Annotated in this window: 28 protein-coding genes and 1 riboswitch; of the genes, 11 read left to right on the top strand and 17 right to left on the bottom strand. The window is 71.8% G+C overall.

Annotated elements, in window-relative coordinates; all coding sequences use genetic code 11:
* Positions 1-3 precede the first annotated feature (3 nt).
* A complete protein-coding gene (locus L0B03_RS01585; protein ID WP_250443210.1) occupies positions 4-876 on the top strand; it encodes a DUF1648 domain-containing protein in 873 nt (290 codons plus the stop codon).
* A gap of 16 nt (positions 877-892) precedes the next feature.
* A complete protein-coding gene (locus L0B03_RS01580) occupies positions 893-1,471 on the top strand; it encodes a dihydrofolate reductase family protein (RefSeq protein WP_250443209.1) in 579 nt (192 codons plus the stop codon).
* Here the strand turns inward: L0B03_RS01580 and L0B03_RS01575 are convergent.
* A complete protein-coding gene (locus L0B03_RS01575) occupies positions 1,455-2,435 on the bottom strand; it encodes an NAD(P)/FAD-dependent oxidoreductase (RefSeq protein WP_250443206.1) in 981 nt (326 codons plus the stop codon). The genes L0B03_RS01580 and L0B03_RS01575 overlap by 17 nt on opposite strands.
* Positions 2,436-2,482: 47 nt before the next feature.
* On the opposite strand from L0B03_RS01575, the gene L0B03_RS01570 reads away from it, so the two are divergent.
* Complete coding sequence (locus L0B03_RS01570) at positions 2,483-3,112, top strand: helix-turn-helix domain-containing protein (RefSeq protein ID WP_250443204.1); 630 nt, start codon at positions 2,483-2,485, stop codon at positions 3,110-3,112.
* Here L0B03_RS01570 and L0B03_RS01565 read toward each other — a convergent pair.
* The 3 genes from L0B03_RS01565 to L0B03_RS01555 all read right to left on the bottom strand — a co-directional run bounded on the left by L0B03_RS01565 (position 3,072) and on the right by L0B03_RS01555 (position 5,700).
* The gene (locus tag L0B03_RS01565; RefSeq protein ID WP_250443201.1) at positions 3,072-3,821 is read right to left on the bottom strand and encodes a DUF2306 domain-containing protein; all 750 of its coding nucleotides are present in this window, start codon (positions 3,819-3,821) and stop codon (positions 3,072-3,074) included. The genes L0B03_RS01570 and L0B03_RS01565 overlap by 41 nt on opposite strands.
* 98 nt (positions 3,822-3,919) lie before the next feature.
* Complete coding sequence (locus L0B03_RS01560) at positions 3,920-4,582, bottom strand: response regulator transcription factor (protein WP_250443198.1); 663 nt, start codon at positions 4,580-4,582, stop codon at positions 3,920-3,922.
* Entirely contained in the window at positions 4,579-5,700 is a 1,122-nt protein-coding gene (locus L0B03_RS01555; RefSeq protein WP_250443196.1) for a sensor histidine kinase, read from the bottom strand. The genes L0B03_RS01560 and L0B03_RS01555 overlap by 4 nt, the downstream gene beginning before the upstream one ends.
* 243 nt (positions 5,701-5,943) lie before the next feature.
* Here L0B03_RS01555 and L0B03_RS01550 point away from each other — a divergent pair, with 243 nt between their 5' ends.
* Positions 5,944-6,798, top strand: a complete 855-nt coding sequence (locus L0B03_RS01550) for an alpha/beta fold hydrolase (RefSeq protein WP_250443193.1) — start codon at positions 5,944-5,946, stop codon at positions 6,796-6,798.
* 15 nt (positions 6,799-6,813) lie between these two features.
* Here L0B03_RS01550 and L0B03_RS01545 read toward each other — a convergent pair whose 3' ends face one another.
* Positions 6,814-7,614 (bottom strand): alpha/beta hydrolase, encoded by an 801-nt coding sequence (locus L0B03_RS01545; RefSeq protein ID WP_250443190.1) that lies wholly within the window; start codon positions 7,612-7,614, stop codon positions 6,814-6,816.
* Positions 7,615-7,763: 149 nt separating this feature from the next.
* On the opposite strand from L0B03_RS01545, the gene L0B03_RS01540 reads away from it, so the two are divergent.
* On the top strand, positions 7,764-8,060 hold the full coding sequence (locus L0B03_RS01540) for a nucleotidyltransferase family protein (RefSeq protein ID WP_250443188.1): 297 nt from the start codon (positions 7,764-7,766) through the stop codon (positions 8,058-8,060).
* The gene (locus L0B03_RS01535) at positions 8,050-8,385 is read left to right on the top strand and encodes a DUF86 domain-containing protein (RefSeq protein ID WP_250443184.1); all 336 of its coding nucleotides are present in this window, start codon (positions 8,050-8,052) and stop codon (positions 8,383-8,385) included. The genes L0B03_RS01540 and L0B03_RS01535 overlap by 11 nt, the downstream gene beginning before the upstream one ends.
* 47 nt (positions 8,386-8,432) lie before the next feature.
* Here the strand turns inward: L0B03_RS01535 and L0B03_RS01530 are convergent, their stop codons facing one another.
* Positions 8,433-9,059 carry a GNAT family N-acetyltransferase gene (locus L0B03_RS01530; protein WP_250443181.1) on the bottom strand — a complete coding sequence of 209 codons (627 nt, stop codon included), beginning with the start codon at positions 9,057-9,059 and terminating at the stop codon, positions 8,433-8,435.
* A 104-nt stretch (positions 9,060-9,163) separates the two neighbouring features.
* The gene (locus L0B03_RS01525) at positions 9,164-9,736 is read right to left on the bottom strand and encodes a transcriptional regulator (protein WP_250443179.1); all 573 of its coding nucleotides are present in this window, start codon (positions 9,734-9,736) and stop codon (positions 9,164-9,166) included.
* 57 nt (positions 9,737-9,793) lie between these two features.
* On the opposite strand from L0B03_RS01525, the gene L0B03_RS01520 reads away from it, so the two are divergent.
* Positions 9,794-11,083 (top strand): MFS transporter, encoded by a 1,290-nt coding sequence (locus L0B03_RS01520; RefSeq protein WP_250443176.1) that lies wholly within the window; start codon positions 9,794-9,796, stop codon positions 11,081-11,083.
* Here L0B03_RS01520 and L0B03_RS01515 read toward each other — a convergent pair.
* The 5 genes from L0B03_RS01515 to L0B03_RS01495 form a co-directional block, all read right to left on the bottom strand.
* Positions 11,080-11,700 carry a DUF1048 domain-containing protein gene (locus L0B03_RS01515; protein ID WP_250443174.1) on the bottom strand — a complete coding sequence of 207 codons (621 nt, stop codon included), beginning with the start codon at positions 11,698-11,700 and terminating at the stop codon, positions 11,080-11,082. The two genes, L0B03_RS01520 and L0B03_RS01515, sit on opposite strands and share 4 nt — an antisense overlap.
* Entirely contained in the window at positions 11,697-12,338 is a 642-nt protein-coding gene (locus L0B03_RS01510; protein WP_250443171.1) for a DUF1048 domain-containing protein, read from the bottom strand. Before L0B03_RS01510 ends, L0B03_RS01515 begins: the two co-directional genes overlap by 4 nt.
* Positions 12,339-12,340: 2 nt before the next feature.
* Entirely contained in the window at positions 12,341-12,694 is a 354-nt protein-coding gene (locus L0B03_RS01505) for a PadR family transcriptional regulator (RefSeq protein WP_250443169.1), read from the bottom strand.
* 71 nt (positions 12,695-12,765) lie between these two features.
* The gene (locus tag L0B03_RS01500; protein ID WP_250443166.1) at positions 12,766-13,560 is read right to left on the bottom strand and encodes an exodeoxyribonuclease III; all 795 of its coding nucleotides are present in this window, start codon (positions 13,558-13,560) and stop codon (positions 12,766-12,768) included.
* Between the two features lie 239 nt (positions 13,561-13,799).
* Positions 13,800-14,282, bottom strand: coding sequence for a VOC family protein (locus L0B03_RS01495; protein WP_250443163.1), 483 nt, complete (start codon positions 14,280-14,282; stop codon positions 13,800-13,802).
* A 202-nt stretch (positions 14,283-14,484) separates the two neighbouring features.
* Here L0B03_RS01495 and L0B03_RS01490 point away from each other — a divergent pair, with 202 nt between their 5' ends.
* Positions 14,485-15,384 (top strand): glycosyltransferase family 2 protein, encoded by a 900-nt coding sequence (locus L0B03_RS01490; RefSeq protein ID WP_250443161.1) that lies wholly within the window; start codon positions 14,485-14,487, stop codon positions 15,382-15,384.
* 29 nt (positions 15,385-15,413) lie between these two features.
* Here L0B03_RS01490 and L0B03_RS01485 read toward each other — a convergent pair whose 3' ends face one another.
* On the bottom strand, positions 15,414-16,340 hold the full coding sequence (locus L0B03_RS01485; protein WP_250443224.1) for a bifunctional methylenetetrahydrofolate dehydrogenase/methenyltetrahydrofolate cyclohydrolase: 927 nt from the start codon (positions 16,338-16,340) through the stop codon (positions 15,414-15,416).
* A 92-nt stretch (positions 16,341-16,432) separates the two neighbouring features.
* Positions 16,433-17,710: a serine hydroxymethyltransferase gene (gene glyA, locus L0B03_RS01480; protein ID WP_284501244.1), complete on the bottom strand. Its 1,278-nt coding sequence runs from the start codon at positions 17,708-17,710 to the stop codon at positions 16,433-16,435.
* Positions 17,711-17,782: 72 nt separating this feature from the next.
* A riboswitch (ZMP/ZTP riboswitch) is annotated at positions 17,783-17,868 on the bottom strand.
* A gap of 75 nt (positions 17,869-17,943) precedes the next feature.
* Between glyA and aztD the strand changes: the two genes are divergently transcribed.
* Together aztD and L0B03_RS01470 are read left to right on the top strand one after the other, a co-directional pair.
* Positions 17,944-19,254: a zinc metallochaperone AztD gene (gene aztD / locus L0B03_RS01475; protein WP_250443158.1), complete on the top strand. Its 1,311-nt coding sequence runs from the start codon at positions 17,944-17,946 to the stop codon at positions 19,252-19,254.
* Between the two features lie 425 nt (positions 19,255-19,679).
* Positions 19,680-19,991, top strand: coding sequence for a hypothetical protein (locus L0B03_RS01470; protein WP_250443154.1), 312 nt, complete (start codon positions 19,680-19,682; stop codon positions 19,989-19,991).
* Between the two features lie 56 nt (positions 19,992-20,047).
* Here the strand turns inward: L0B03_RS01470 and L0B03_RS01465 are convergent, their stop codons facing one another.
* From L0B03_RS01465 to L0B03_RS01455, 3 genes are all read right to left on the bottom strand, one after another.
* Positions 20,048-20,566: a hypothetical protein gene (locus tag L0B03_RS01465; RefSeq protein WP_250443151.1), complete on the bottom strand. Its 519-nt coding sequence runs from the start codon at positions 20,564-20,566 to the stop codon at positions 20,048-20,050.
* 119 nt (positions 20,567-20,685) lie between these two features.
* A complete protein-coding gene (locus L0B03_RS01460; RefSeq protein WP_250443148.1) occupies positions 20,686-21,192 on the bottom strand; it encodes a matrixin family metalloprotease in 507 nt (168 codons plus the stop codon).
* A 653-nt stretch (positions 21,193-21,845) separates the two neighbouring features.
* Positions 21,846-22,361 (bottom strand): TetR/AcrR family transcriptional regulator, encoded by a 516-nt coding sequence (locus tag L0B03_RS01455; RefSeq protein WP_250443144.1) that lies wholly within the window; start codon positions 22,359-22,361, stop codon positions 21,846-21,848.
* A gap of 92 nt (positions 22,362-22,453) precedes the next feature.
* Between L0B03_RS01455 and L0B03_RS01450 the strand changes: the two genes are divergently transcribed.
* The coding region (locus L0B03_RS01450; RefSeq protein WP_250443141.1) for an MFS transporter at positions 22,454-23,906 on the top strand (1,453 nt) is incomplete at its 3' end.

Genomic DNA, 23,906 nt, shown 5'->3' with positions numbered 1-23,906 from the left:
GCGATGGCCGTGGCCCTCGGGGCCCCGATCCTGGTCACCGCAGCCTTCCTGACGGTCGCTGCGGTGTGGTCCGAGGGGCTCGGCGACCCGATCGCCACCCACTGGGACTGGTCGGGAGAGCCCGACGGCTACGGCTCGCGCACCAGCTTCGCCGTGGTCGTCGCGGTGATGACGATCGTGCTGGGCGTCGCGCTGGGCATCGCTGCCGGGTTCGCTCGGACGTGGGTCATGATGCGTCGAGGGCTGCTCGGCCTGGGCATCGGGACCTCGGTGTACCTCGGCGGTCTGGGGGTCGTCAGCCTCGCGGTGCAGCGGGACGGCACAGCGGGTCGACTGACCTTGTGGAGCATGCTCGCTCTCGGTGTGCTCGCGGTGCTCGCCGGTGCGCTCGCCTCACGCGTACCGCGGGACCGGCAGCCGGTGGTCCTGGCGGTCGACCCTCCGGACCCCGCGCTCCCCCGCTCCCAGGTTCGCGGCGTCCCGGCCCACCCGATCGGCGGGGGCGCACGCCTGAGCGTCGACGAGGACCTCGTGCGGGTGCGGTGGTACCTGGGCGACGCGCTCCGGCTGCACGTCGCCGAGGTCGCCGGCGCGGAGGCGATCACCGTCTCGGCCTTCGGCGAGTTCGGCGGCTGGGGGCTGCGGATGTCCCCGTTGGGCGGCCGGTACGCCTTTCTCGGGCGGGGCTCCCAGGCCGTCGAGCTCACCAAGGCCGACGGCACCCGGTGGGTCATCACCACACCGCAGGCCGAGGAGGTCGCCGGGGTGATCAACGCCGCGGCGGACCGGCAGCGCAGGGCCAGGCCCACGGGCGCAGTGGCGGCGCCGATGAGAACCGGCGACGACGCCGGTCACCCTCCTGAGACCACCATCTGAGGAACGGAGCTCGATGATGAGCAGGCTGCTGTACTCGGCGACGATGTCGCTCGACGGGTTCATCGCGGGCCCGGACGGGGACATGTCCTGGCTGGGCGAGATCATGGCGTCAGGCGAGGCGGAAGCGCCGGGCGCCGACACCCAGGACGGTGACGCCCCGGACACCGACGTCGAGGACCTCATGGCCGGCATCGGTGCGTTGCTCATCGGCCGGCGCACCTTCGACGGCGACGACCCGAATGCCGGGACCGAGGCCGAGGGGGCCTTCGGGGGTCAGTGGCAGGGCCCCTCGGTGGTCCTCACCCATGCCCCGCCCCCCGTGGCCCCGCCACGCACCACCTTCGCGACCGACCTGGTGACCGCGGTCGAGGAGGCCAAGGCCGCCGCCGAGGGCCGCTACGTCAACGTGCTCGGTGCTGACGTCGCACGCCAGTGCCTCGAGGCCGGGCTCCTCGACGAGGTGCTGGTCTTCGTGGCGCCGGTGCTGCTGGGTGATGGCACGAGACTCTTCCAGCACGACGGCGGGACGCGGATCCCCCTCACGCCGATGCCCGGGCGCTCCGTGCACGGGCTGTGGTTCACGGTCGAGCGCTGAACCTGCGGGCCTCGACCGCCGCGCGGAGGTCGGTCATGACGAGGTCGGCGTTGATCGCCGCGCCGGCCATGACGCCCTGGGCTGCCGAGGCGCCGACCATGGCGCTGAGGTCACCCGCGTTGCCCGCGGCCCACACCCCGGGCAGGTCTGTCGCTCCGGCGACGTCCTTGGTGATGTGGGTGCCCATGGGGTTCTCGGCCAGCGTCCCGCCGAGCTGCTCGTAGAGGTCACCGCGCGCGACGAATCGCGGCTGCACGGCGACCGCGTCCACCGGGAAGGCGTGCCCGTCCTCGAGCACGACGGCGCGCAGGCAGTCGCCCTCGCGGGCCAGCTCGCGGACCCGCCCGGTGACCACGGTGATGCCGAGGGCGGCGAGCTGCTCCCAGCCGTCGTCATCGGGCTCGGGGGACTCGTGGAGGAAGAAGGTGACGTCGGGGCTGAGCTGACGCAGGAGGAAGACCTGGTGCAGCGCGTTGGGGCTGGTGCCGAGCACGCCGATGCGGCGGCCGCGCACCTCGTACCCGTGGCAGTAGGGGCAGTGCAGCACGTGGTTGCCCCACAGCTCGCGCACCCCGGAGACCTCGGGCAGCTCGTCGACCAGGCCGGTGGCGAGGAGCAGGCGTCGGGCGGTCACGGTGTCTCCGTCGGCGAGGGTGAGCTCGAAGCCGTCGTCGGTGCGGCGGGCCGTGGAGGCGCGCCCGGGGCGGATCTGAGCGCCGTAGGCGAGGGCCTCCTCGCGGCCGGTGGCGAGCAGCTCGAGGGGCGGGGTGCCCTCGCGGCCGAGGAGGTTGTGGGCGCCCTCGGCCGGGGCGTTGCGGGGCTCGCCCGCGTCGAGCACGAGGACGTCGCGCAGGGAGCGGGCGAGGGTCACGGCGGCGCTGAGGCCGGCCGCTCCCCCACCGACGATGACGACGTCGTGGCGGGCGGGGTCAGTGGTCGGGAGGGGAGGCTGCTGCTGAGTCATGGCTCCAGGCTAGGCACGCCTTGCTGTCGAGGCATAGCATCTTGCTCATGCCGCAAGAACTCGATCTCGATGCTGTGATCCGCCAGAGGATCCGTGGGCTACGCCTGGCGCGCGGCTGGTCCCTCGACGCCCTGGCGGCCCGCTGCTACCTCAGCCCGTCGACCCTGAGCCGCATCGAGACCGGTCACCGGCGCATCGCTCTGGACCAGCTGGTGCCCATCGCCCGCGCGCTCGACACGACCATCGACCACCTCCTCGAGGCCATCGACGACGAGGACGTCGTCATCCGCCCCGAGCCCCAGCACCGCGCCGGCATCACGACGTGGGTGATGTCCCGCGAGAGCACCGTGCGCGGGGTGACCGTCGCCAAGATGCGCTTCACCCCCGAGCACCCCGCCAGCCCCGAACTCCACCGCGTCCACCCCGGGCGCGAGTGGTTCACGGTGCTCTCGGGCACGATGCGCCTGTACCTGGGCGACCGGGAGATGCTCGTCGAGGCTGGCGACGCGGCCGAGTTCTCGACGATGGTGCCGCACTCGATGGGAGCGGTCGGCGGACCGGCGGAGATCCTGACGATCTTCGACCAGGACGGGGAGCGGGCTCATATGCCTACGCCGGGGCCTCCCGCGGCAGGTGCTACCGGGGCTGGGCGAGAGACCCGCGCGCCACAGGACTGATCACTCCGGCTCGCAGCATGCGACCTCGCCGGATGATGACTTCGGCGACCACCGCGTTGATCAGCCACCCGAGCGCCATGGTCGCCGTGCGGAGGAGCTCGGTGGGTGACCCCTCGGCCAGCAGCAGCGGCACACTCGTCAGCACCTGCGTCCCGGCACCGACGCCGATCGCGTAGCCGCGGATCATCCAGCCCCGGTGCGACCGGATGTCACGGCGTACCGCCGCGCGGACGCCGAGCACCAAGAAGACCGCCATGGCCACCCCGACGACCAGCCGGACGACGGCGAGCGAGACACCGTCCGGGACCGGGGTCGCGTAGAACACGGTCATCCAGACTCCCGACAGCGCAGCGACCACCCCCGCCGGTGCGACCACGCGTCCGGTCACCCGGTGCCGGCGCAGGTGCCGGCGGCGGTACGTCGGCATGAGCTGGAAGGCCCCCAGCACCGAGAAGACCGTCGCGGAGATGATGTGGACCACGACGGGCGCCGGGTCCGAGACGAACCGCGCGTTGGCCTCGGTCATCGCGGGGCCACTGGCCAGCTCGCCGACCCGGATGGCACCTGCAAGCACAGGCACCGTCGACAGTGCCAGCAGGCCGGCGACGGCCCAGCGTTCTCGGCGGGGCCAGCGCTCGCGTCGGGGCCAGCGGGCCCGGGGGGCGGACGTCGAGGTGGTGGACCGTGGCGGTGCGGTGACGTCGCTCATGCACCGAGCGTCGTCGTCGGGGGTGCTCCTCGGCATCGGCCTCAAAGCCCGAACCCGTCTGCGTCCGGCCGAGCCGCGCCTCGTCCTTTCGGCCGAGGTCACCGACTGTCGCGCAGGCGGCCTGACTCGTACGCCCAGAGCGCGATCTCGACCCGGTTTCGCACCCCGAGCTTGGCCATGAGGCTGGCGATGTGGGTCTTGACGGTGCTGAGGCTGATGAACAGCTCGTCGCCGATCTCGGTGTTGGTCCGTCCACGCGCGACGGCCAGCAGCACGTCGTCCTCACGGGGCGTCAGCGGTTCCGCGGGGGGACGCGCACCGCCGTCATGCCGACCGGAGGCGAAGGTCTGCAGCAGCCGCGCCGTGACGCTCGGGGCGATGAGGGCATCACCTGCCGCTGCGGCATGGACCGCCTGGCCGAGCAGCACGGGCCCGGCGTCCTTGAGGAGGAAGCCCCGTGCACCGGCACGCAGGGCGTCGTGCACGTGCTCGTCGAGGTCGAAGGTCGTGATGACGACGACGGCGAACGGGTCGGCGACGCCGGGGCCGGCGAGCAGCCGAGTGGCCTCCACGCCGTCCATCACGGGCATGCGGATGTCGAGCAGGCACACGTCGGGCCGCAGCCGATGGGCGAGCTCGACGGCCTGCTGCCCGTTGGACGCCTCGGCCACGACCTCGATCCCCGGCTGGGACTCGAGCAGGACGCGCACCCCCGTCCGCACGAGCTGCTGGTCGTCGGCGAGCAGCACCCGGATGCTCACGTCGGCCACCGCCGTGGGAGGACGGCCGTCACGGTCCAGCCGCCGTCGGGATCACGCCCCGCAGCACAGGACCCTCCGAGCAACGACGCCCGCTCACGCATGCCCACCAGCCCCCACCCGTCCTTGCCTGCGGCGCGCGGGCCGCTCCCCTCGCCGTCGTCGTGCACCCGCAGGTGCACCTGCTCCGCGTTCACGCGCACGTCGACCTCGACGAGGGTGGCGCGTCGAGCGTGCCGGCGGGCGTTGGTCACCGACTCCTGGGCCAATCGGACGAGTGCGGCGACGACGGGGGCAGCCACCTCGTCCAGCGGGTCAGTCCGCACCCGGACGGAGAGCCCGGAGGCGTCCGACGACGCGAGTCGCTCGAGGTCGCCGAGTCCCGGCCGGGTGAGGTCGTCGGGGTCGGTCCGCCGCAGCACCTTCACCAGGCCCCTCATCTCCTCGAGCGTACGGCGGGCCTCGGCCTCGATGAGTGCCAGCTCGGCCGCTGCCTCCTCGGGCCGGGTCTGCGCGATCGTCTGCCCCACCTGCGCGCGGACAGCGATCGTCGAGACGTGGTGGGCGACCGTGTCGTGCAGGTCCCGGGCCAGACGTTCGCGCTCCAGCAGCCGCACCTGCTCCAGCGTCCGCACGCGCGACCGGGCACGGAACCGCACCGCAGCGCCCACCGCTCCGGCCGCCCCGAGCACGACGAGCCCGCCGACGGTGTCCGAGGAGAGGCCCTCCGCTGCGAGGGCCACCGTCTGCCACGCGAGCAGCGCGACGAACCCGAGGACAGCCTCGCGCCCCGACCCCCACCGCGCCAGGGAGTACGGCAGCAGCAGGAACGCCACCGATGTGCCGAGCTCGAGGGAGGTGCCCGTGACCCACGTGAACACCAAGCCCGGGAGGACGGCGGCGGCGAGGGTGGCGAGCGGACGCCTGCGTCGCCACACCAACGCCGGGAGGACGACGACGAGGAGCGCGACCTGTGCCCACCTGTCCGGCAGGTCGACGCGGAGCGCCCCCTCCAAGACGGCGACCGGGATCAACGCGAGGACGAAGAGGTCGCGCCGGTTCGTCGCCCCCGCACCGGGTGGCCGGGGCTCCGACCAGAGGCTTCCCAGGACGGTGCGCATGAGCGTCAGGCTATGGCGCGGGAGCGGCTGGCGGATCGGCCATCCGGCCAGCGTTGCGGCGGCATAGGGCAGGACGGTCGGCGGCATCGTGCGGCGGATGCGGTGCATCCGCCGCACCAGAGGACTCGGGAACAGCAGCACTGCCATGTAGACGAGCGCCCTCTTGCAGGTGGGGGTGAGCAGTGTCGGGTTGCCGACCTTGCTCAGGCCCCAGACGCTCCGACCCCGGACTACCGTTCCCCCATGGCGACCCAGCACGCCGTCCCGACGCACGACGACCGCGCCCTCTCGGTGCACGACACCGGGGCGCCGGTGCTCGACGCGGTCACCGTCGTCTGGCACCACGGATCACCGCAGACCGGCGCCCTGCTGCACCCGTTGGTCGACGCCGCCGAGGCGCGAGGCATCCGCCTGGTCTCCTACGCCCGCCCGAGCTACGCGACGTCGTCGCCCCGCCCGGGTCGCGACGTCGCCTCGGCCGCCGCTGACGTCGAGCACATCGCCGAGACCCTGGGCCTCGACCGGTTCGCCGTCATGGGCGCCTCGGGTGGTGGGCCGCACGCCCTGGCCTGCGCGGCCCTGCTGCCCGACCGCGTGACGGCCGCAGTCACCCTCGCCGGGCTCGCCCCCTTCACCGAGGAGTTCGACTGGTTCGGCGGCATGGCCTCCGACGCCGCGCTCCGGGCCGCCCGCCAGGGCCGGGAGGCGCGCGCCCGCTTCGCCGAGACAGACGAGTTCGACCCCACCAGCTTCACCGCCCGCGACTGGGCGACCCTCGACAGCACGTGGTCCGCCCTCGGCGAGGACGCCCAAGCAGCTGAGGCGGCCGGCCCCGACGGGCTCATCGACGACGACGTCGCCTTCGTCTCCCCCTGGGGCTTCGACCCGAGCACGATCAGCGCGCCCGTGCTGCTGGTGCACGGGGGCGAGGACCGCGTCGTCCCCGTCTCGCACAGCCGCCGGCTCGTCGAGACCCTGCCCGACGCCGAGCTGTGGTTCCGACCCCGGGACGGTCACGTCTCCGTCCTCGAGGCCGTGCCGCTCGCGATGGACTGGCTCCTCGCGCACGGGTCCGGGAGCACCGGCACTGCTCGCTAGCTGCGTCAGGCGCGCTCACTCGGGCACCGTCGCGTCCGCGAGCGCCACGACCGCCTCCGCGAGGAACTCCCCGAACCACAGGGAGTCGTTGTGCCCGGCCCCCGGCACCACGACCTCGTCGACGAGGTTCGGCACCTGGCTGGCGAGCTCCGCGGAGAGGTGCGGGGGCACGACGTCGTCGGCGTCTCCGTAGAGAATCGCGACCGGGACGTCGCTGCCGCGCAGGTCAGCGGCGCTGGGGTACTCGTCGCGGACGAGTCGGCGGGCGGGGAACGGCACGTGGCCGTCGACCACCTCGGCGAAGGACGTGAAGGGCGAGCGCAGCAGCACCCCCACCGGCGGGTCGGTCGTGACCAGCCCCGTCGCCACCCCCGTGCCGATCGACTCCCCGACGTAGAGGGTCCGCTCGGGCTCGAAGCCACGGTCGCGGAGCAGGGCGACGGCGGCGCGGGCGTCCTGCGCGAGCCCGTCCTCGTTCGGTGAGCCGGGGTTGCCGCCGTAGCCGCGGTAGTCCACCAGCAGCACCGTGAAGCCGTGGGCGGCGATCGCCTGCGCGGTGTCGAGCCGACCGGCGCGGTTGCCACCGTTGCCCGGCAGGTACAGGACGGCGGTCTCCCGGTCTGCACCCTGCGGGGGCACCAGCCACGCACCGAGGTCGAGACCGTCCTCGGTCCGCAGGACGACGTCCTCCGCGCCGTCGACCCGGTCGGCCACCTCCCCGACAGGCGCGCTGTCCGGGTGGTACATGAGCTGCCGCTGCAGGGCCCAGAACAGGCCGATCAGCACCGCGACGACGGCGAGGGCCACGACGAGCACGAGCCCTGCCCTCCGCGATGGGGACGCTCGCGACTCGCCGCTCTGCCGCGCGTCCGGTGCCATCGTTCTCCTCGACGTCGTCGTTGCTCGAGCCTGCGCCGGATGAGCGGGCAGTGTTGCGCACCCTGCCACGTGGGTAGCCTTTGACCATGCTCATCCTTGACGAGACCCAGCGTGCTGGGCTCGCCGTCGTCTGTCGACGCTATGGCTTCGCGCGACTCGACGTCTTCGGCTCCGTCGCACGGGGTGAGGAGACACCGGACTCTGACGTCGATGTGCTCTACGAGCTCGTTCCGGGAAGGCACATCGGCTGGGAGATCGACGACGCGACGGAAGACCTCGCAGCGGTCCTCGGTCGCCCAGTGGACCTGATAGCGCGACGCGCTGTCCACCCACTCTTACGCGAGCGGATCACTGCGGAAGCCATCGCCCTCTATGCAGCGTGACGCCCTCTTCATCGCCGAGATGACGGATGCTTGCGTCCGGATCATCGAGCTGGTCGCTGGCCAGGACGCCGAGAGCATCGATGCCGACGCCACGGTGCGCGAGGCGCTCTACTGGAACTTCACCGTTCTCGGCGAGGCAGCCGGCCGCGTCAGTGCGGAGAGACGCCAGGCGGAGGCTGGGATTCCCTGGCACCGAGCAGCCGCCCTGCGCAACCGGATCGTCCATGGCTACTGGTCGGTCGACACCGATCTCCTGGTCGCGACGGCGCGGGACGCGATTCCGCAGATGATGCGCGACCTTCGCACACTGGCCCTCGACGACTGAGCCTGCCTCCCCATCTCGGGCCGTTCAGGCAGGCCGACGGAGCAGAACTACCGTGCCCGGAGCCGGTAGAAGACGTGCGGGCGCACCGGGTGGCCGACGGGGACCGCGGGGTGGTCGAAGTCCCACTCGGGTTCGCGGCGCATGCCGATGCGCTCCATGACGCGCTGCGAGCGCAGGTTGCCGACCGCGGTGAAGGACGTGACCTCGGGCCAGCCCAGGGTGGTGAAGGCGTGGTCGACGGCGGCGCGGGCGGCCTCCGTGGCGAGCCCGTGCCCCCAGTGCTCGGCAGCGAGGCGCCACCCGACCTCGACCCTCGGCACGAACGCCGCCTCGAACCGCACGGGCCACAGGCCGGTGTAGCCGATGAACTCGCCGGTGTCCCGCCGCTCGAGGGCCCACAGCCCCCACCCGTGCGTGCTCCAGTGGTCGAGGATCCGGTCGACGAAGGCGTCGGACGCATCCCGGACCATCGGCGCGACGAAGTGCTCCATGACGCGTGGGTCGGCGTTCATCCGGGCGAACGGGCCCCGGTCGGCGTCGGTGAAGCCGCGCATGAGGAGCCGGTCCGTGACGACCTCGGGGGCCGTGCGCGACGCGCCGCCATCCGAGGGGATCTCGGCGGGGTCCGGCTCTGCCCCGTCAGGCAGCGGGGCCGGGTCCGGGGGCGTCGCCATGCCTGTCACCGTAGCGTCGGCCCCCTGCTCGGGGAGCCACCTCCAGGTCCCGTGATCGCCCGGTCACGCCCCAGGCCCGACGGCGGCGCGTCGCCCCGTGCGGCTCAGGTCTCCCGGCGAGCAACATCCTCGTGCACGGCGAGGAAGATCGAGTAGGGGGTGCCGCCCGGATCACCCGGACGGTCGGCGAGGTCCTGGAGCAGGTCCCCCAGCCGCCGGTGCAGCTCCGCGTACCCCGCCTCGTCGAGGCGCAGGCCCAGTCGGCTGACCACCATGGCGTCGGGGTCCTCGAGCTCGGCGACCTCGCTGAGGAAGGTGTCGATGAGCACGCGGGTGGTGCCCGGTACCCGAGGCATGCGCCAGGACTTCCCGGTCGCCCGGTAGGGCACCTCGCGCGCACCCCGCGCACCGCGCCGCTCGGGCTGCGCCGCGAGGAAGCCGCGCTCGGCGAGGGTCCGCACGTGGTGGAAGGTGGTCGCCGGTCGACGTCCCAACCGTTCCGCGATCTCCTTGTTGGTCAGCGCCTGGTCTAGGCACAGCCGCAGGATGCGCATGCGCAGCACCGAGGCCAGGGCGCGGGCGTCGGCGTCAGCCTCGCGCTCGGAGGCTTCGGAGGCCCCAGGGACGCGTTCGGTCGCGGCCTCCGTGACGGGCGGGCCGTCCTCGACGTCGGACATGGGCCCCATCCTACAAACTGATTGACAGTTCCCAATCACTCCCGCCATGCTGCCGCCATGCCCACCCCCCGGCCACGGTCCCTCGCCTTCCACCGCAACTTCCGCCAGTTGTGGATCGGCGACGCGCTCGGGCAGTTCGGCGCCCAGCTCACGGGCCTGGCCCTGCCCGTCTATGCCGTCACCCACCTCGCCGCGACCGAGTGGCAGATGGGGGCCCTCAACGCCGCCCAGACCGCAGCCTTCCTGGTCATCGGCCTGCCCGCCGGGGCGTGGGTGGACCGGATGCGCAAGCGCCGCACGCTGATCGTCGCTGACCTCGTCCGCGCCGCCGTCCTGGCGGTGGTGGTGGCGCTCGCCCTGGCCGGCCACGCCTCGATGCCCCTGCTGTACGCCGCAGGGCTGGTGCTCAGCGCCGCGACGGTGTTCTTCGACGTCGCGCACCAGAGCTACGTGCCCGGGTTGGTGGGGCTCGACCGGATCTCCGAGGGCAACAGCAAGCTGCAGGCGACGCACTCGGTCGCGATGGTCGCGGCACCCGCAGCGGGCGGCGCGCTGCTGCGGGTCATCTCGGCACCCGCCCTGATCGGCGTGACCGTGGTGACCTACCTGGCCTCGGCGGTGTTCCTCGGGCGCATCCGGCAGGAGGAGGTGCTGCCGCGGCGCGAGGACCGGCGCCCGTTGCGTGTCGAGATCGCCGAAGGGCTGCAGTTCGTGGTCCGCCAACCGCTGCTGCGCAGGATCGTGGCGTGCACCTCGATCGGGAACCTGTTCAACGCGGTGTCGAGCGCACTCCTGGTCATCTACGCGCTGCGGGTCCTCGAGCTCGACGAGGTCGGGCTCGGCGCCGTCTTCTCCGCCGGGGCCGTGGGCGGCCTGCTCGGCGCCGTGGTGGCCGACCGGTGCGCTCGGTGGATCGGCGAGGGGCGCATCGTCCCCGTCTCGGCGCTGGCGATGGGGCCCGCCTTCGCGCTCGTCCCGCTGGCCGTCCCGCTCGCCGAGGTCGGCATCCCGCCCGAGGTCACGCTCATCACCAACGGCGTCCTGTTCAGCTTCGCGGTCGTCGTCTACAACGTCGCGCAGGTCAGCTTCCGGCAACGGCTGTGCCCGCCCGCGCTGCTGGGGCGGATGAACGCCTCGGTGCGGTTCATCGTCTGGGGCACCGTCCCCCTGGGCGGCCTGCTCGGCGGGTGGCTGGGTACCGCACTCGGCGTGATCCCGACGATGTGGATCGCCGCGGCCGGCACCCTGCTCTCGGCACTGCCCGTGGTGCTGTCACCGCTGATCCGCATGCGAGAGCTCCCGACGCCGGACCACGCAGCGGCGGCGGCAGTCGACGGCGCCCCCTAGACGCGTCGGCGGGTCCGGGGCGTCAGCCGCATCACCCAGGCCCAGCCGAGGAGGAGGAGCCCGACGACGATGAGGCCGGACGCGACGGGGTAGGGCACGGGGAGCAGCGCGTCGGACGTGCGCGCGCCGGCGGCCCCGCCCAGGACGGCCACCGCGATGATCCCAGCGAGCGCGACGTCCTTGCGGCGTCGGACGTCCAGCCCCAGGGGACGCAACGTCAGGGCTTCCCGGTACAGCACGAGAGCGGGCGGGATCAGCGCGAACACGAGGGCGCTCCAGGTCAGCCCTGGGCGACCACCTCCGAGATCATCCGGAGCAAGCACGTACGTCAGGGCCAGCATGCCCGTCACCACGAGGAGCACGCCCACGACGCGCAGGGCGACGCTCGCCACCGGCCGTCGCCGATCAGCGTGCACCCACTCCGCCGCGAAGGCGACGGGGTCCGGTCCCACCACCTCCTGCGGAGCCCGACCATCAGCCACCGCGTCCTCGAGGTGCGTGCGCAGCTCGTCCAGACGCACCCGACGCTCGGGCCGCGGGACGCCGCTCTGGCGCCAGGCCCGGTCCACCTGATCCAGGACCCTAGCTACGGTCTCGGGCGGCCGAGACCCCGTCACGACGTCACCCCGCGCCGTCGGGCCCGGGCCCGGTTCGACCACCGCACGTGCAGAGCGGTCAGGGCAGCGCCGAGGACGATGAGCACGACCGCCGCGGGCCACGGCACCGAGATCCCGGTGCCGCGGAGCAGCGTCCAGACGAGCCCGAGCCCGAGAAGGAGCAGCAGCCCGCCGAGCACGGCGCCCACCCGCGCCGAGCGGCGCGAGAACCGGTGGCGATACGCACGGAAGGCGTCCTGAGCCGCGCCGAAGACGCCGAAGGCCACGCCGACAGCCACGCCGACGACGAGCGAGTCACCCGGGACGCGGTCCCCCTCGCCCCAGGGCACGACGCGCAGGATCAGCGCGTAGGCCCCGACCGACAGGAGGAGCGTGCCGAGGAAGATCATCACCGCGCCCGCCCACGAGTAGGGGCGCCGCGCCGCATCCCACTCCGCCGCGAACGCGACCGGGTCCGGCCCCAGCACCTCCTCGGGCGACCGCCCCTCGGCCGCTGCCCGTTCGAGGTGCTCCCGCAGCTCGTCGAGCCGCTCGTAGCGCTCAGCAGTCGTCAGGTCGCGCTTGGACCAGTAGCGGTCGATCCGCTCGATCTGCACGTCGATCTCGGCGCCGTAGCTGCGGCGCGGCCGTGGTTCCACGATCAGTCCCCCTGTCTGCTCACGTGCAGGATCGCGTCGACCCCGGTGGCGACCTGCTTCCAGGTCGTGCGTGCCTCCCACAGCTCACGCCGGCCGGCATCGGTGATGCGGTAGTAGCGGCGGCCCGGTCCGCTGGTGGACGGCGCGACGTAGCTGTCGAGCAGACCTTTGGCCTCGAGTCGCGAGACCAAGGGGTAGATCGACCCGTCGCGCACCATGCCGAGCCCGGCCTCGCGCAACGCCGCGGCGAGCTCGTAGCCGTAGCGGTCCTGCTCGGCGACCAGGGCCAGCAGGCAGGCGTCGAGGATCCCGCGCAGCAGTCGGGACCCTCGCTCACCGCCTCCGTCGCTCGCCACAGGAACTACCTTGCACTGCAGGTGTCATGCAGCGCAAGGTAGTTCCTGTGGCGAGTCGGGCGGCCGGCCTCTCAGAGGTCGTAGCTGACCAGCAGCGGGGCGTGGTCGCTCCAGCGCTCGTCGTACGTGGGGGCGCGGTCGACCTCGGCCTTGAGTGCGCGCTCGGCGAGCTCCGGGGTGGCGAGCTGGTAGTCGATGCGCCACCCGGCGTCGTTCACGTAGGACTGCCCGCGCCAGGACCACCAGGTGTACGGCCCAGGGCCGTCTCCACCGAGACGGCGGCCGAGGTCCGCCCAGCCGTCACCGAACCAGCGGTCGAGGTAGGCGCGCTCCTCGGGGAGGAAGCCAGCAGCCTTGAGGTTGCCCTTCCAGTTCTTGATGTCGATGTTCTGGTGGGCGATGTTCACGTCCCCCGCCACCACGACGTCGGCGCCCGAGGCCCGGAGCTCGGCGAGCCGCGCACTCACCAGCTCGAGGAAGGCGTACTTCTCGTCCATCTTCGGCGTGCCCACGGTCCCCGAGTGGATGTACGTCGAGACGACCGTGAGCGTCCCGCCGTCGGGCAGCTCGAGGTCGGCCTCGACCCACCGCCCCGTGTTGACGGGAACGCCCTGGCCCAGCCCGATGCGGATCGCGCTCATCGGCAGCCGCGAGGCGATGGCCACCCCGGCACGGCCCTTGATCTCGGACTCGTCATGGGCGAGGTGCCACTCCCCGGCGGGCAGGAAGTCGCCGACCATCTCCTGCGGGGCGCGCACCTCCTGCAGCAGGAGGACGTCAGGCTTGCGGGCCTCGATCCAGTCCCCCATCCCTCGCCGGAAGGCGGCACGGATCCCATTCACGTTGGCAGTAGCGATCGTCAGCACCCAGCCATCCAACCTCACGCCACCGACAGGGCACGAACGGCACCGCCAGCCACACGGACCACCCCGACCGCCCAGGACCGGGGTTGATCGGGGTCAGATGGTGACCCCGATCAACCCCGATCGTGCCGCCGGGGTGCGCGGCCGGGCAGGCACGGGCACCCAGCGTGGAGTGGGGTCGATGTGGGTCACATCGTGACCCTGATCGGCCCCAGCAGCGCAGGGTCCACGGCGCGGGCCCCTCACCCGCCGGCGTACGCGCGCTCCATGGGCTCGATCTCGAGCTTGGTCATGGTCAGCATCGCGGCCGTGGCCCGCCCCACCCCCTCGGCATCGGGCCTGGTCATGATCTCGTCGAGCTGGCGCGGGATCACCTGCCAGGACAACCCGAAGCGGTCCTTGAGCCACCCGCACCGACCGGGCTCCCCGCCATCGGCCGCGAGCACCTCCCAGTAGTGGTCGACCTCGGCCTGGTCCTCGCACGTCAGGTACATCGAGAACGCCTCGTCCAGAGTCAGGTGCGGTCCGGCGTTGATCGCGGTGACCGGCATGCCGTCCAGGGTGAAGTCGACGATGAAGGGCTCCCCCTCGGCTCGCCCCGGAACCCCGCCCGGCGGCGCGGGGGTCACGCGGGTCACCTCGGAGTTCGGGATGACGGAGGCGTAGAACGCGGCGGCCTTCTCGGCGCCGCTGTGGAACCACAGGTGCGGTCGGACGATGCCCATCGGAACTCCTCGCTCGTCGGTGCTGTCCCCCAGGCAGACCGGACCCGGCAGCGGAAGTCACCGGGGCCCGTCGCAGCGCGCAGTTGCACTTCACCCGTTCGGCCGTATCGTGGCGAGAGAGTTCGTACCGACCGAGGGCGAACGATGGGGGCCCGGAGCCGCGCCACCACCCCACCGATGATCCGAGGTCAAGGAGCACCGCATGACGACGACGGCAAGCGTGATCGTGCGCGCCAAGGACAAGGCCGACACGATCGAGCGCACCCTGCGCGCCGTGCGCGACCAGTCCGTCCCGGTCGAGATCGTCGTGGTGGACTCCGGGTCCACCGACGGCACCCTGGAGATCGCGCTCGGCCTCGCGGACCAGGTCATCGAGATCCCGCCCGAGGACTTCTCCTACGGCGGCGCCCTCAACCTCGGCGCCCGCGCCGCGCACGGCACCGTGCACTTCGCCCTCTCGGCCCACTCCGTGCCCTACTCCCGCACCTGGGTCGAGGACTCCCTGCGCTACTACGACGACCCCGCCGTCGTCGGCACCAACTACGCCAAGCGCACCCCCGACGGCCAGCAGCTCGAGGGGTACTACCTCCAACGACCCGAGGACGTGCTGCGCTACCCGCGCTGGGGCTTCTCCAACCACGGGTCGTCGTGGCGAGCCAGCACCTGGCGCGAGATGCCCTTCCGCGAGGACCTGACCGCCGCGGAGGACAAGGAATGGTCGTGGCGCGCCCTCGCCCGCGGCGGCACCATCGCCTTCGCCCCCGAGCTCCGGGTCAGCGACGGTCACCGCCGCAAGGCGGGCCTCGGGGCCTACGCGCGGCGCATCTACAAGGAGCGCACGGCCGTCATCTCCCTGGGCGGGATGACCCGACCGACCCTGCGCGACGCCCTGCACGAGTGGTGGTCCCCTGTGCAGCACGCCGACTACCGCCCGCTGGCGGTGCGGCGCCTGAGCCCGTACCGGGTGGCAGAGATCGCCGCCACGTACCGGGCCGGCCGACGCGCACCGACCATCCCGTCAGGGATCCAGGAGGTCAAGGCCCTGGTGCAGCGCGACGGCCCTGAGATCGCGCTCGAGGAGAGCCCGGTCCCCGGGACCTGAGAGCAGGCCAGGCCCGGGGACCCCGACCGTCAGCCGACCGCGGCCTCCGCGGTGTCGACCACGTTGGCCAGCAGCATCGCGCGGGTCATCGGCCCGACTCCGCCCGGGTTGGGCGAGATCCAGCCCGCGACCCCACGGACTCCTGGGTCGACATCGCCCACCAGGCGCGCCTTGCCGGTGGACTCGTCGACCGTCCGGGACACCCCGACGTCGAGCACGATCGCACCAGGCTTGATGTCCTCGGCGCGCACGATCCCCGGCACCCCCGCAGCGGCGACGATCACGTCGGCCTCGCGCAGGTGGGCGATCAGGTCCCGGGTGCCCGTGTGGGTGAGGGTCACGGTCGCGTTGTGCTCGCGCCGGGTGAGCAGCAGGCCGATCGAGCGCCCGACGGTGGTGCCTCGGCCGAGGACGACGACGTTGGCCCCGTTGACGCTCAGCCCGTACCGGCCGAGCAGCTCGAGGATGCCGCGCGGGGTGCAGGGCAAGGGGGTGTCGATCGGCTCGTTGACCCGGAGCACCAGGCGGCCGAGGTTGGTCGGGTGCAGGCCGTCGGCGTCCTTGCGCGGGTCGATCCGCTCGAGCACGGCGTTGACGTCCACCCCCTTCGGCAGCGGCAGCTGGACGATGTAGCCGGTGCAGGCCGGGTCAGCGTTCAGGCGGTCGATCGCGGCCTCGACGTCGGCCTGGGTCGCGGTCGCGGGCAGGTCCTCGCGGATCGAGGCGATGCCGACCTCGGCGCAGTCACGGTGCTTGCCGCCGACGTACGCGTGCGAGCCCGGGTCGTCCCCGACGAGGATCGTGCCCAGTCCCGGCACGATGCCGCGCTCACGCAAGGCGGCGACCCGCACGGCGAGCTCGGCCTTGATGGTCGCGGCGGTCGCCTTGCCGTCGAGGACCTGCGCGGTCCCGCTCGGGCTCGCCGTCTCGGCCGTCCCGACAGCCCCCCGGGGCAGGGCCTCGTCGGTGCCGACGGCGGTGGCGACGTCGGTCAGGCCGGCCCCCTCGTTGCCCTGGTCGGGCGCTGCCCCGTCGTGCTGCTGGCCGCTCACTGGGCCAGCTCGGGGTAGAGCGGGAAGCCGTCGGTGAGCTTCGTGACGCGGGCCTTGAGAGCCTCGACGTCGGCGCCCTGACCCTGGACCAGGGCGGTGGCGATGATGTCGGCCACCTCGCGGAACTCGGTCTCGCCGAAGCCGCGGGTCGCGAGCGCGGGGGTGCCGATCCGCAGGCCCGAGGTGACGCGCGGCGGGCGCGGGTCGAAGGGCACCGCGTTGCGGTTCACGGTGATGCCGGCCGTGTGGAGGAGGTCCTCGGCCTGCTGGCCGTCGAGCTCGGAGTGACGCAGGTCCACGAGGGCGAGGTGGACGTCGGTGCCCCCGGTGAGGACCGAGACACCGGCACCGGCGACGTCGGCCGCGCCGAGCCGCTCGGCGATCAGCCGGGCCCCGTCGAGGGTGCGCTGCTGACGCTCCTTGAAGCCCTCGGTCGCCGCGATCTTGAAGGCGACCGCCTTGGCCGCGATGACGTGCATGAGCGGGCCGCCCTGCTGGCCCGGGAACACCGCCGAGTCGATCTTCTTGGCGTGCTCCTCGCGGGAGAGGATGAAGCCCGAGCGCGGGCCGCCGATGGTCTTGTGCACGGTCGAGGAGACGACGTCGGCGTCAGGCACCGGGCTGGGGTGCAGCCCCGCGGCCACCAGGCCGGCGAAGTGCGCCATGTCGACCCAGAGGGCCGCACCCACCTCGTCGGCGATCGACCGGAAGGCGGCGAAGTCGAGCTGGCGCGGGTAGGCCGACCAGCCGGCGATGATCACGCGAGGCTTGGTCTCGAGGGCCTTGGCGCGCACGACGTCCATGTCGACCAGGTAGCTCTCGGGGTCCACGCCGTAGGCGGCGACGTCGTACAGCTTGCCCGAGAAGTTGAGCTTCATGCCGTGGGTGAGGTGGCCGCCGTGGGCGAGCTCGAGGCCCAGGATGGTGTCGCCCGCGTTGGCGAGGGCGTGCAGCACCGCGGCGTTGGCCTGGGCACCGGCGTGCGGCTGCACGTTCGCGTGGTCGGCACCGAACAGGGCCTTGGCCCGGTCCCGGGCGAGGTTCTCGGCGATGTCGACCTGCTCGCAGCCGCCGTAGTAGCGCTTGCCCGGGTACCCCTCGGCGTACTTGTTGGTGAGGACCGAGCCCTGGGCCTGGAGGATCGCGCGCGGCACGAAGTTCTCGCTCGCGATCATCTCGAGGGTCTCGCGCTGGCGCGTCAGCTCCCCGTCCAGGACGGCGGCGATCTCCGGGTCCAGCTCGGACAGGGACTGGTTCATGACGTCGGAGCTCATGGCTTCTCCTCGCATCAGCAGTGCGTGTGGGGATCCCGGGATAGGTCCGGGCACACACACGTGGTGTGGTGACCGAAGGGCCCAGGCGTACGACCCGAAGTCTGCTGTGCGTCGCTCCCTGGTGGTGACCCACCCGTTCGCCAGTCGCGACGAGGTCAACCCTACCAACCCCGCGCCGAGCAGGGCAGCCTCGGATTTGGAGAACGGGAATGGTTATCGTTTATGGTCGTCCCATGACACGCAGCCTTCGACACCGACGCCCCCTCCCCCTGCTCGCCGCCCTCGCGATCCCCGCCCTGGCCCTGACGGCCTGCTCGACCGAGGCCGAGACCGAGGACGCCAGCGCCGAGGTGAGCACCGAGGACGAGCACGACGACGAGGACGACCACGACGAGGACCACGACGAAGAAGGCTCGAGCCGCGAGGAGGCCGCCACCCAGACCCCCCGGGTCGTCACCGCGTACGACGGCGGGCTGCTCGTCGTCGACGGCCTGACCCTCGAGGTCGTCGCGGACATCGAGCTGCCGGGCTTCAACCGGCTCAACCCGGCCGGTGACGGTCGCCACGTGCTGGTCTCGACGACCTCGGGCGACGAGGCCGGGTTCCAGGTCCTCGACATGGGCACCTGGAGCGAGGAGCACGGCGACCACGACCACTACTACACGGCCGACCCCGAGCTCACCGACGTCGTCTTCGCAGCCGAGACCCCGGGCCACGCCATCCCGCACGGCGGCGTCACCACCCTCTTCGACGACGCCACCGGAGAGATCACGTTCTTCGACCCGACCGAGCTCGGCGACGGCATGCCCGAGGTCGAGACGACGTCGACCCCCGAGGCCCACCACGGCTTCGCGTTCCGCCTCGACGACGGCAGCCTCGTCACCACCATCGGCGACGAGGACTCCCGCTCGGGCATGCTCGTCGCCGACGCCGACGGCACCGAGATCGCCAGCAGCGAGGAGTGCCCCGGTGTGCACGGCGAGGCCGTGGCCGAGGGCGAGGTCGTCATCGCGGGCTGCGACGACGGCGTCCTCATCTACGACGGCGCAGAGATCACCAAGGTCACCAGCCCGAACGAGTACGGGCGCATCGGCAACCAGTTCACCACCGAGGACTCGACCATCGCCCTCGGCGACTACAAGCACGACCCCGAGGGCGGCCTGGGGCTGCACGAGATCTCGCTGATCGACACCGCGGCCAAGACCGTCGAGGTCATCCACCTGCCCGAGGGCGTCGAGTACACCTACCGTGACCTGGGTCGCGGTCCCGAGGGCGAGGCCCTGGTGCTCGGCACCGACGGTGCGCTGCACGTCCTGGACGAGAACACCGGTGACGTCGTCGCGAGCCACCCGGTGATCGACGCCTGGGAGGTCCCCGAGGACTGGCAGACCGCCCACCCCTCGCTCAAGGTGCTCGGCGAGACCGCGTACGTGACCGACCCCGCGAACCAGCAGGTCCACGCGGTCGACATCCCCACCGGCGAGGTCTTCCTGACGGGCGACCTGCCCGCCGCACCCAACGAGATGGCCGTGGTCACCGGCTGACCTGACCAGCCAGGAACCACCGGGCTCGGGGTCCGCACCACCACGGTGCGGGCCCCGAGCTCGTCCCTGAGATACACCGCAGTCCACGCTCGCCCCGTCGACGAGTTCGCACATCCGCATCGAGGACGCACGTGCGCATGTGCGCCCTCGATGCGGATGTGCGACCACGCGGGGCACGAGGGCGCGTCGCGGGGGGCCTCAGAGGCGGGGGCGGTCGGGGTGGGGCGGGGCCCGCCGGGAACGTGCGATCTCGGTGACGATGCTCGGGTGGCGGTCACACTCCAATGACCGGAAACCGGATACGGCTTCGAGCGTCGTCCAACGTCGCCGCCGATCGACCACCACCATGCGAGGCGACGCACCATTAAGGAAGCCGCACCGCGAAGAGTCTCGCAGGACTTCATCCGACCCGCTACATTGGAACGATGAGGAAGCCCATCGCGCTAGCGCTCATTCCGTTCATCTTGTTCGGCCCCAGCGGGTGCACTGGCGGGATGGCCGATGATGAAGAGGACGCCTGCAACCGGATCAACGCTTGGGATACCGGCGGGCGCGAGGACGAACGCTTTGATCAGGCAGTAGCTATGGCTCGAAGCGCCCTCGAGGAGTCAGACGACGATTCGCTTGTCACCCTTGCGAACGAACTTGCCGTTGCTCCTGAGGCTGACCGGGTGAGCAAGGTCGAGGATTTCATGTCCCGGTGCCGGGACGCGGGATGGGTACCCCCCGAGGGTTGAGGCGACAGAAGAGGGGCCGAGCCCGTGCGCGGGTCGGCCCCTCTCGCATCTCTGCGTCAGTCTACGTACTCGATCAGGTCCTCCGTAGTCACCCCGATGTCGTTCGCCGGGAGAGGCTGCGGGATGCCGTCAACCTTCTCAGGATAGGCCGCCTGGCTCGGGTTGAGGAGTTGGAAAGGCTGCCCCGACGCCCCTTGACTCAGAAATAGCAAGTAGTCGTCGCCTGTGTCGATTTCGGTGTCGTCGTCCGACACATAGGCGATACCCTCGTGCACCCCGCCCATCTCTTGCACCTCGATCAACTGCCCGACACGGGCCTGGCCCTCGATGACGTTGGCGATCTTCGCCTCGTAGACCGTCGTGACGATCGGTGGCGTCTCCGGCTGGCCAGCCAGGACGGCCGGGTCGACGCCGAGTGTCGGGTTCTGCCGTGGGTCGGACGGGTCCTCGGGGGCCTCGGGTGCGATCAGGACGGTACGCGACTCACCCGAGAACTCGACCTGGACGACCAGCTCGGAGGAGACCGCCAGCTCGGCGAGCGACTCGTACTCGGGATAGTCGGCGTGGAACGTCACGACGGATCCGTCGGTGGGCGCATCAGGTCGCGCCACAGTTCCTGCCGAGGTGGTGGCCACGAGCAGAAGGCCACCCCCGATCGTCCCGGCCGCTGCGCCCACCAGGACGCCTGCCCGCTTCACGAGGGGTTCCATGACGGGAAGGCCCTGATGACGTTAGTGACGTCGCTCGATGACGGCTTGACCATCGTGTTGCGGTTCCGCTGCCGGTTCATGATGGAGCTCTGACCGTCACGGTGGCCGAGGTTCAGTGCGTGTCCGTACTCGTGAACCAGGACGCTCGTGACGTAGTTCTTCTGATTGGCCGAGTCCTTCGAAATCGTCCTGGAGTTGAGACGAATGTACAAGCAGGTCCCCCCACACGCTTGGTAGTACCCGTACCAGTTAGCACTGTACGACGCCGCGGTCACGGTCGAGGTCGACGACGACTTCTTCGTGAGGCTGACCGGCGAATAGGTGGCATTCCAGTTTGCCAACGCGGCGTCCATCCCAGGCTGCCACTGACTGTTGTACGAGTACGGATACACGGCGATCTTGGGAGTGTCTTGGCCGATGTAGCTGAACGGGCTCCCCTCATCGGCCTGGGCTACCGCGGTAGGTACGGCGAGACACAAGGCCGCGGTCACCACTGCTGCGGCAGAAATGAGGCCCCGCCTCCTCGTCGACCTTTGCCTCGGTGGACCATGCGGCGTCAACGCTTGGTTCATTGCGACTCCTCGACATCACCTGCGCGACGGCGGATGCGCGCCGCACGCAGAGCGTCGCACACCTTCGACACCGTCGGGATGGGCTTCATCGAATCATGCAGTGCCACAAAAATGAGTCGGCACGGATCATTCTGTGCCACAGAACTTGGCGCGGCTGGCACGGAGGTGGCGCATGCTGCGGTCAGGCTGACGATGACTGAACGAGGCCTGGACGTTGGGATCCACGCCGCTATATCTTTGGTCACTCACCATCGGGGGGGCTCAACGTGGAGACGATGACGGAGCACGACAGCGATCCCGGAGCTTCCGCGAGACGTCGACGAGGCCGACCGGCGCTCGCACCGACGGTCTCCGGCCAGTTCTCGCCAGTCCTGCGGGTGCGTGTGCCGTACAGCCTCGTGGACGACCTGGAGTGGCTCCGCGCTGAACTCAGCGCGCGGTGCGGGCGCAACCTCACGCTGAGCGAGGTAGTCCGGGCTGCACTGGTTGCCCACGTCGCGCAGACCCGCGAACAGCACATGGCGTAGCGGCTCGGCACCTGCTGGGCAAGGCACCCCCAAGCCCGTCCGCGCTCAAGGGCGGGTCATGGCGACGATGCGGGCGATGACATGGTCGTCCTCCGCGGGGTCGAGGGAGCCGACCATGGCGTTGAGGTACAGGCCGTCGCCGACCAGCTGCACGAGGCGGGCGAGCACGGGGTCCGGGACGCACTCCTCGACAGCCGAGCGGTAGGTGGCCAGCACGCGCGCGACGGTCGCGGCCGCGTCGACCTCGGCGGTCCCGATCAGGGCCAGCGCGCTGAGGAAGGTGCGGGTGAAGTGGTCGTCGGTCACCGAGGAGATCCGCAGGTACGTCTCGACGCCGTGGTCTGCCGAGGCGCGCATGCGCTCGACCTCACCGGCCGTGGCTTCCTCGAGCCGCGCGAGGAAGCCGGCGAAGAGGGCTTCCTTGCTCCCGAAGTGGTAGAGCAACCCCCCCTTGGAGACCTCCGCCCGGGCGGCTACCGCCTCGAGGGTCGCCCCGGCCGGGCCCACCTCGGGCAGCAGGGTCCCGAGGGCGTCGAGGATGCGGTCGCGGGTCTCAGCCATGGCACCCACCCTAGCGATGCTGTACCGTCCAGCCGGTACAGTGGTCCGGTCGACGCAGCCCGGTCGGTCCGACCATCGCCAGGAGAAGCACCATGCCCGCCCGCCACGTCCCCGTCACCACAGCACCGACCGCCCCCGCGCGCGCCGGTCGCCGCGAGTGGATGGCCCTGGGCGTCCTCATGCTCCCGGTGCTGCTCGTCAGCATCGACAACACGGTGCTCTCCTTCGCGATCCCCCAGATCGCCGCCGCTCTGAGCCCCACCGCCGCCCAACAGCTGTGGTTCGTCGACATCTACACCCTCGTCCTGGCGAGCCTGCTGGTGACGATGGGCACCCTGGGCGACCGGGTCGGCCGCCGCCGCCTGCTCCTCCTCGGCGCTGCCGGGTTCGGCCTCGCGAGCCTCGTCGCCGCCTTCGCCTCGAGCCCCGAGGAGCTGATCGCCGCACGCGCCCTCAAGGGCCTGTTCGGCGCAACCCTGATGCCCTCGACCCTGTCCCTGCTGCGCAACGTCTTCCTCGACCACGGGCAGCGGCGGCTCGCCATCGCGATCTGGGCCTCGGCCTTCTCGGCCGGCACGGCCCTGGGGCCGATGGTCGGCGGGCTCATGCTCGAGCACTTCTGGTGGGGCTCGGTCTTCCTGCTCAACGTGCCGCTGCTCGCGGTGCTGCTCGTCGTCGGGCCCCGGCTGCTGCCCGAGTCGCGGCGCGCGGGTGCGGGCCGGGTCGACCTGCTGAGCGTGGCCCTGTCGGTCGGCGCGATGCTGCCCTTCGTCTACGGCATCAAGGGGCTCACCACCGGGGGCGTCTCGGTCACGGCTGCGGGGGCCCTCGCGCTCGGGACCGTGGTCGGCGGCGTGTTCGTGCACCGGCAGCTGCGCTCGACCGACCCGTTGCTCGACGTCCGTCTGTTCACCGTGCGGGTGTTCAGCGCCTCGGTGGCCGCCAACCTCATGAGCGTGTTCGCGCTGTCCGGGCTGCTGTTCCTCGTGTCCCAGCACCTGCAGCTCGTCGTCGGGCTCGACCCGATCGCCGCGGGTCTGCGCCTCATGCCGGGGGCCCTCGCCGCCGTCGTCATGGGACTGGTCGCCGTGGCCCTGGCCCGTGTCGCGCCGATCCGGCTGCTCATCCCGGCCGGCCTGGCCCTCTCGACGGCGGGCTACCTGGTGGGCACGACCCTCACCGCGAGCGACGGCGGAGGCGTGGTGGTCGCCGCCTTCGTGCTGGTCGGGGCCGGCGTGGGCCTGGCCGAGACCCTGACCAACGACGCGATCCTCGCCTCGGTGCCCCCCGAGCGCGCCGGGGCGGCCTCAGGCATCTCCGAGACCGCCTACGAGCTCGGGGCCACGCTGGGCGTCGCGACCCTCGGCGGGGTGCTCTCCGGTGTGTACCGAGCCCGCGTCGACGTGCCTGCGCAAGTCCCTGACGCCGCCGCCGCGAGCGCCGGGGAGACCCTGGGTGGGGCCGTCGCCGCTGCCGCGGAGCTCCCCGCCCGGTACGCCGACGTACTGCTCGGGTCCGCTCGTGAGGCCTTCACCACGGCGGCGG

It is taken from the genome of Actinotalea sp. C106 (assembly GCF_023630195.1).
Lineage (GTDB): Bacteria > Actinomycetota > Actinomycetes > Actinomycetales > Cellulomonadaceae > Actinotalea.
This window is presented reverse-complemented; position numbering and strand designations above follow the sequence as displayed.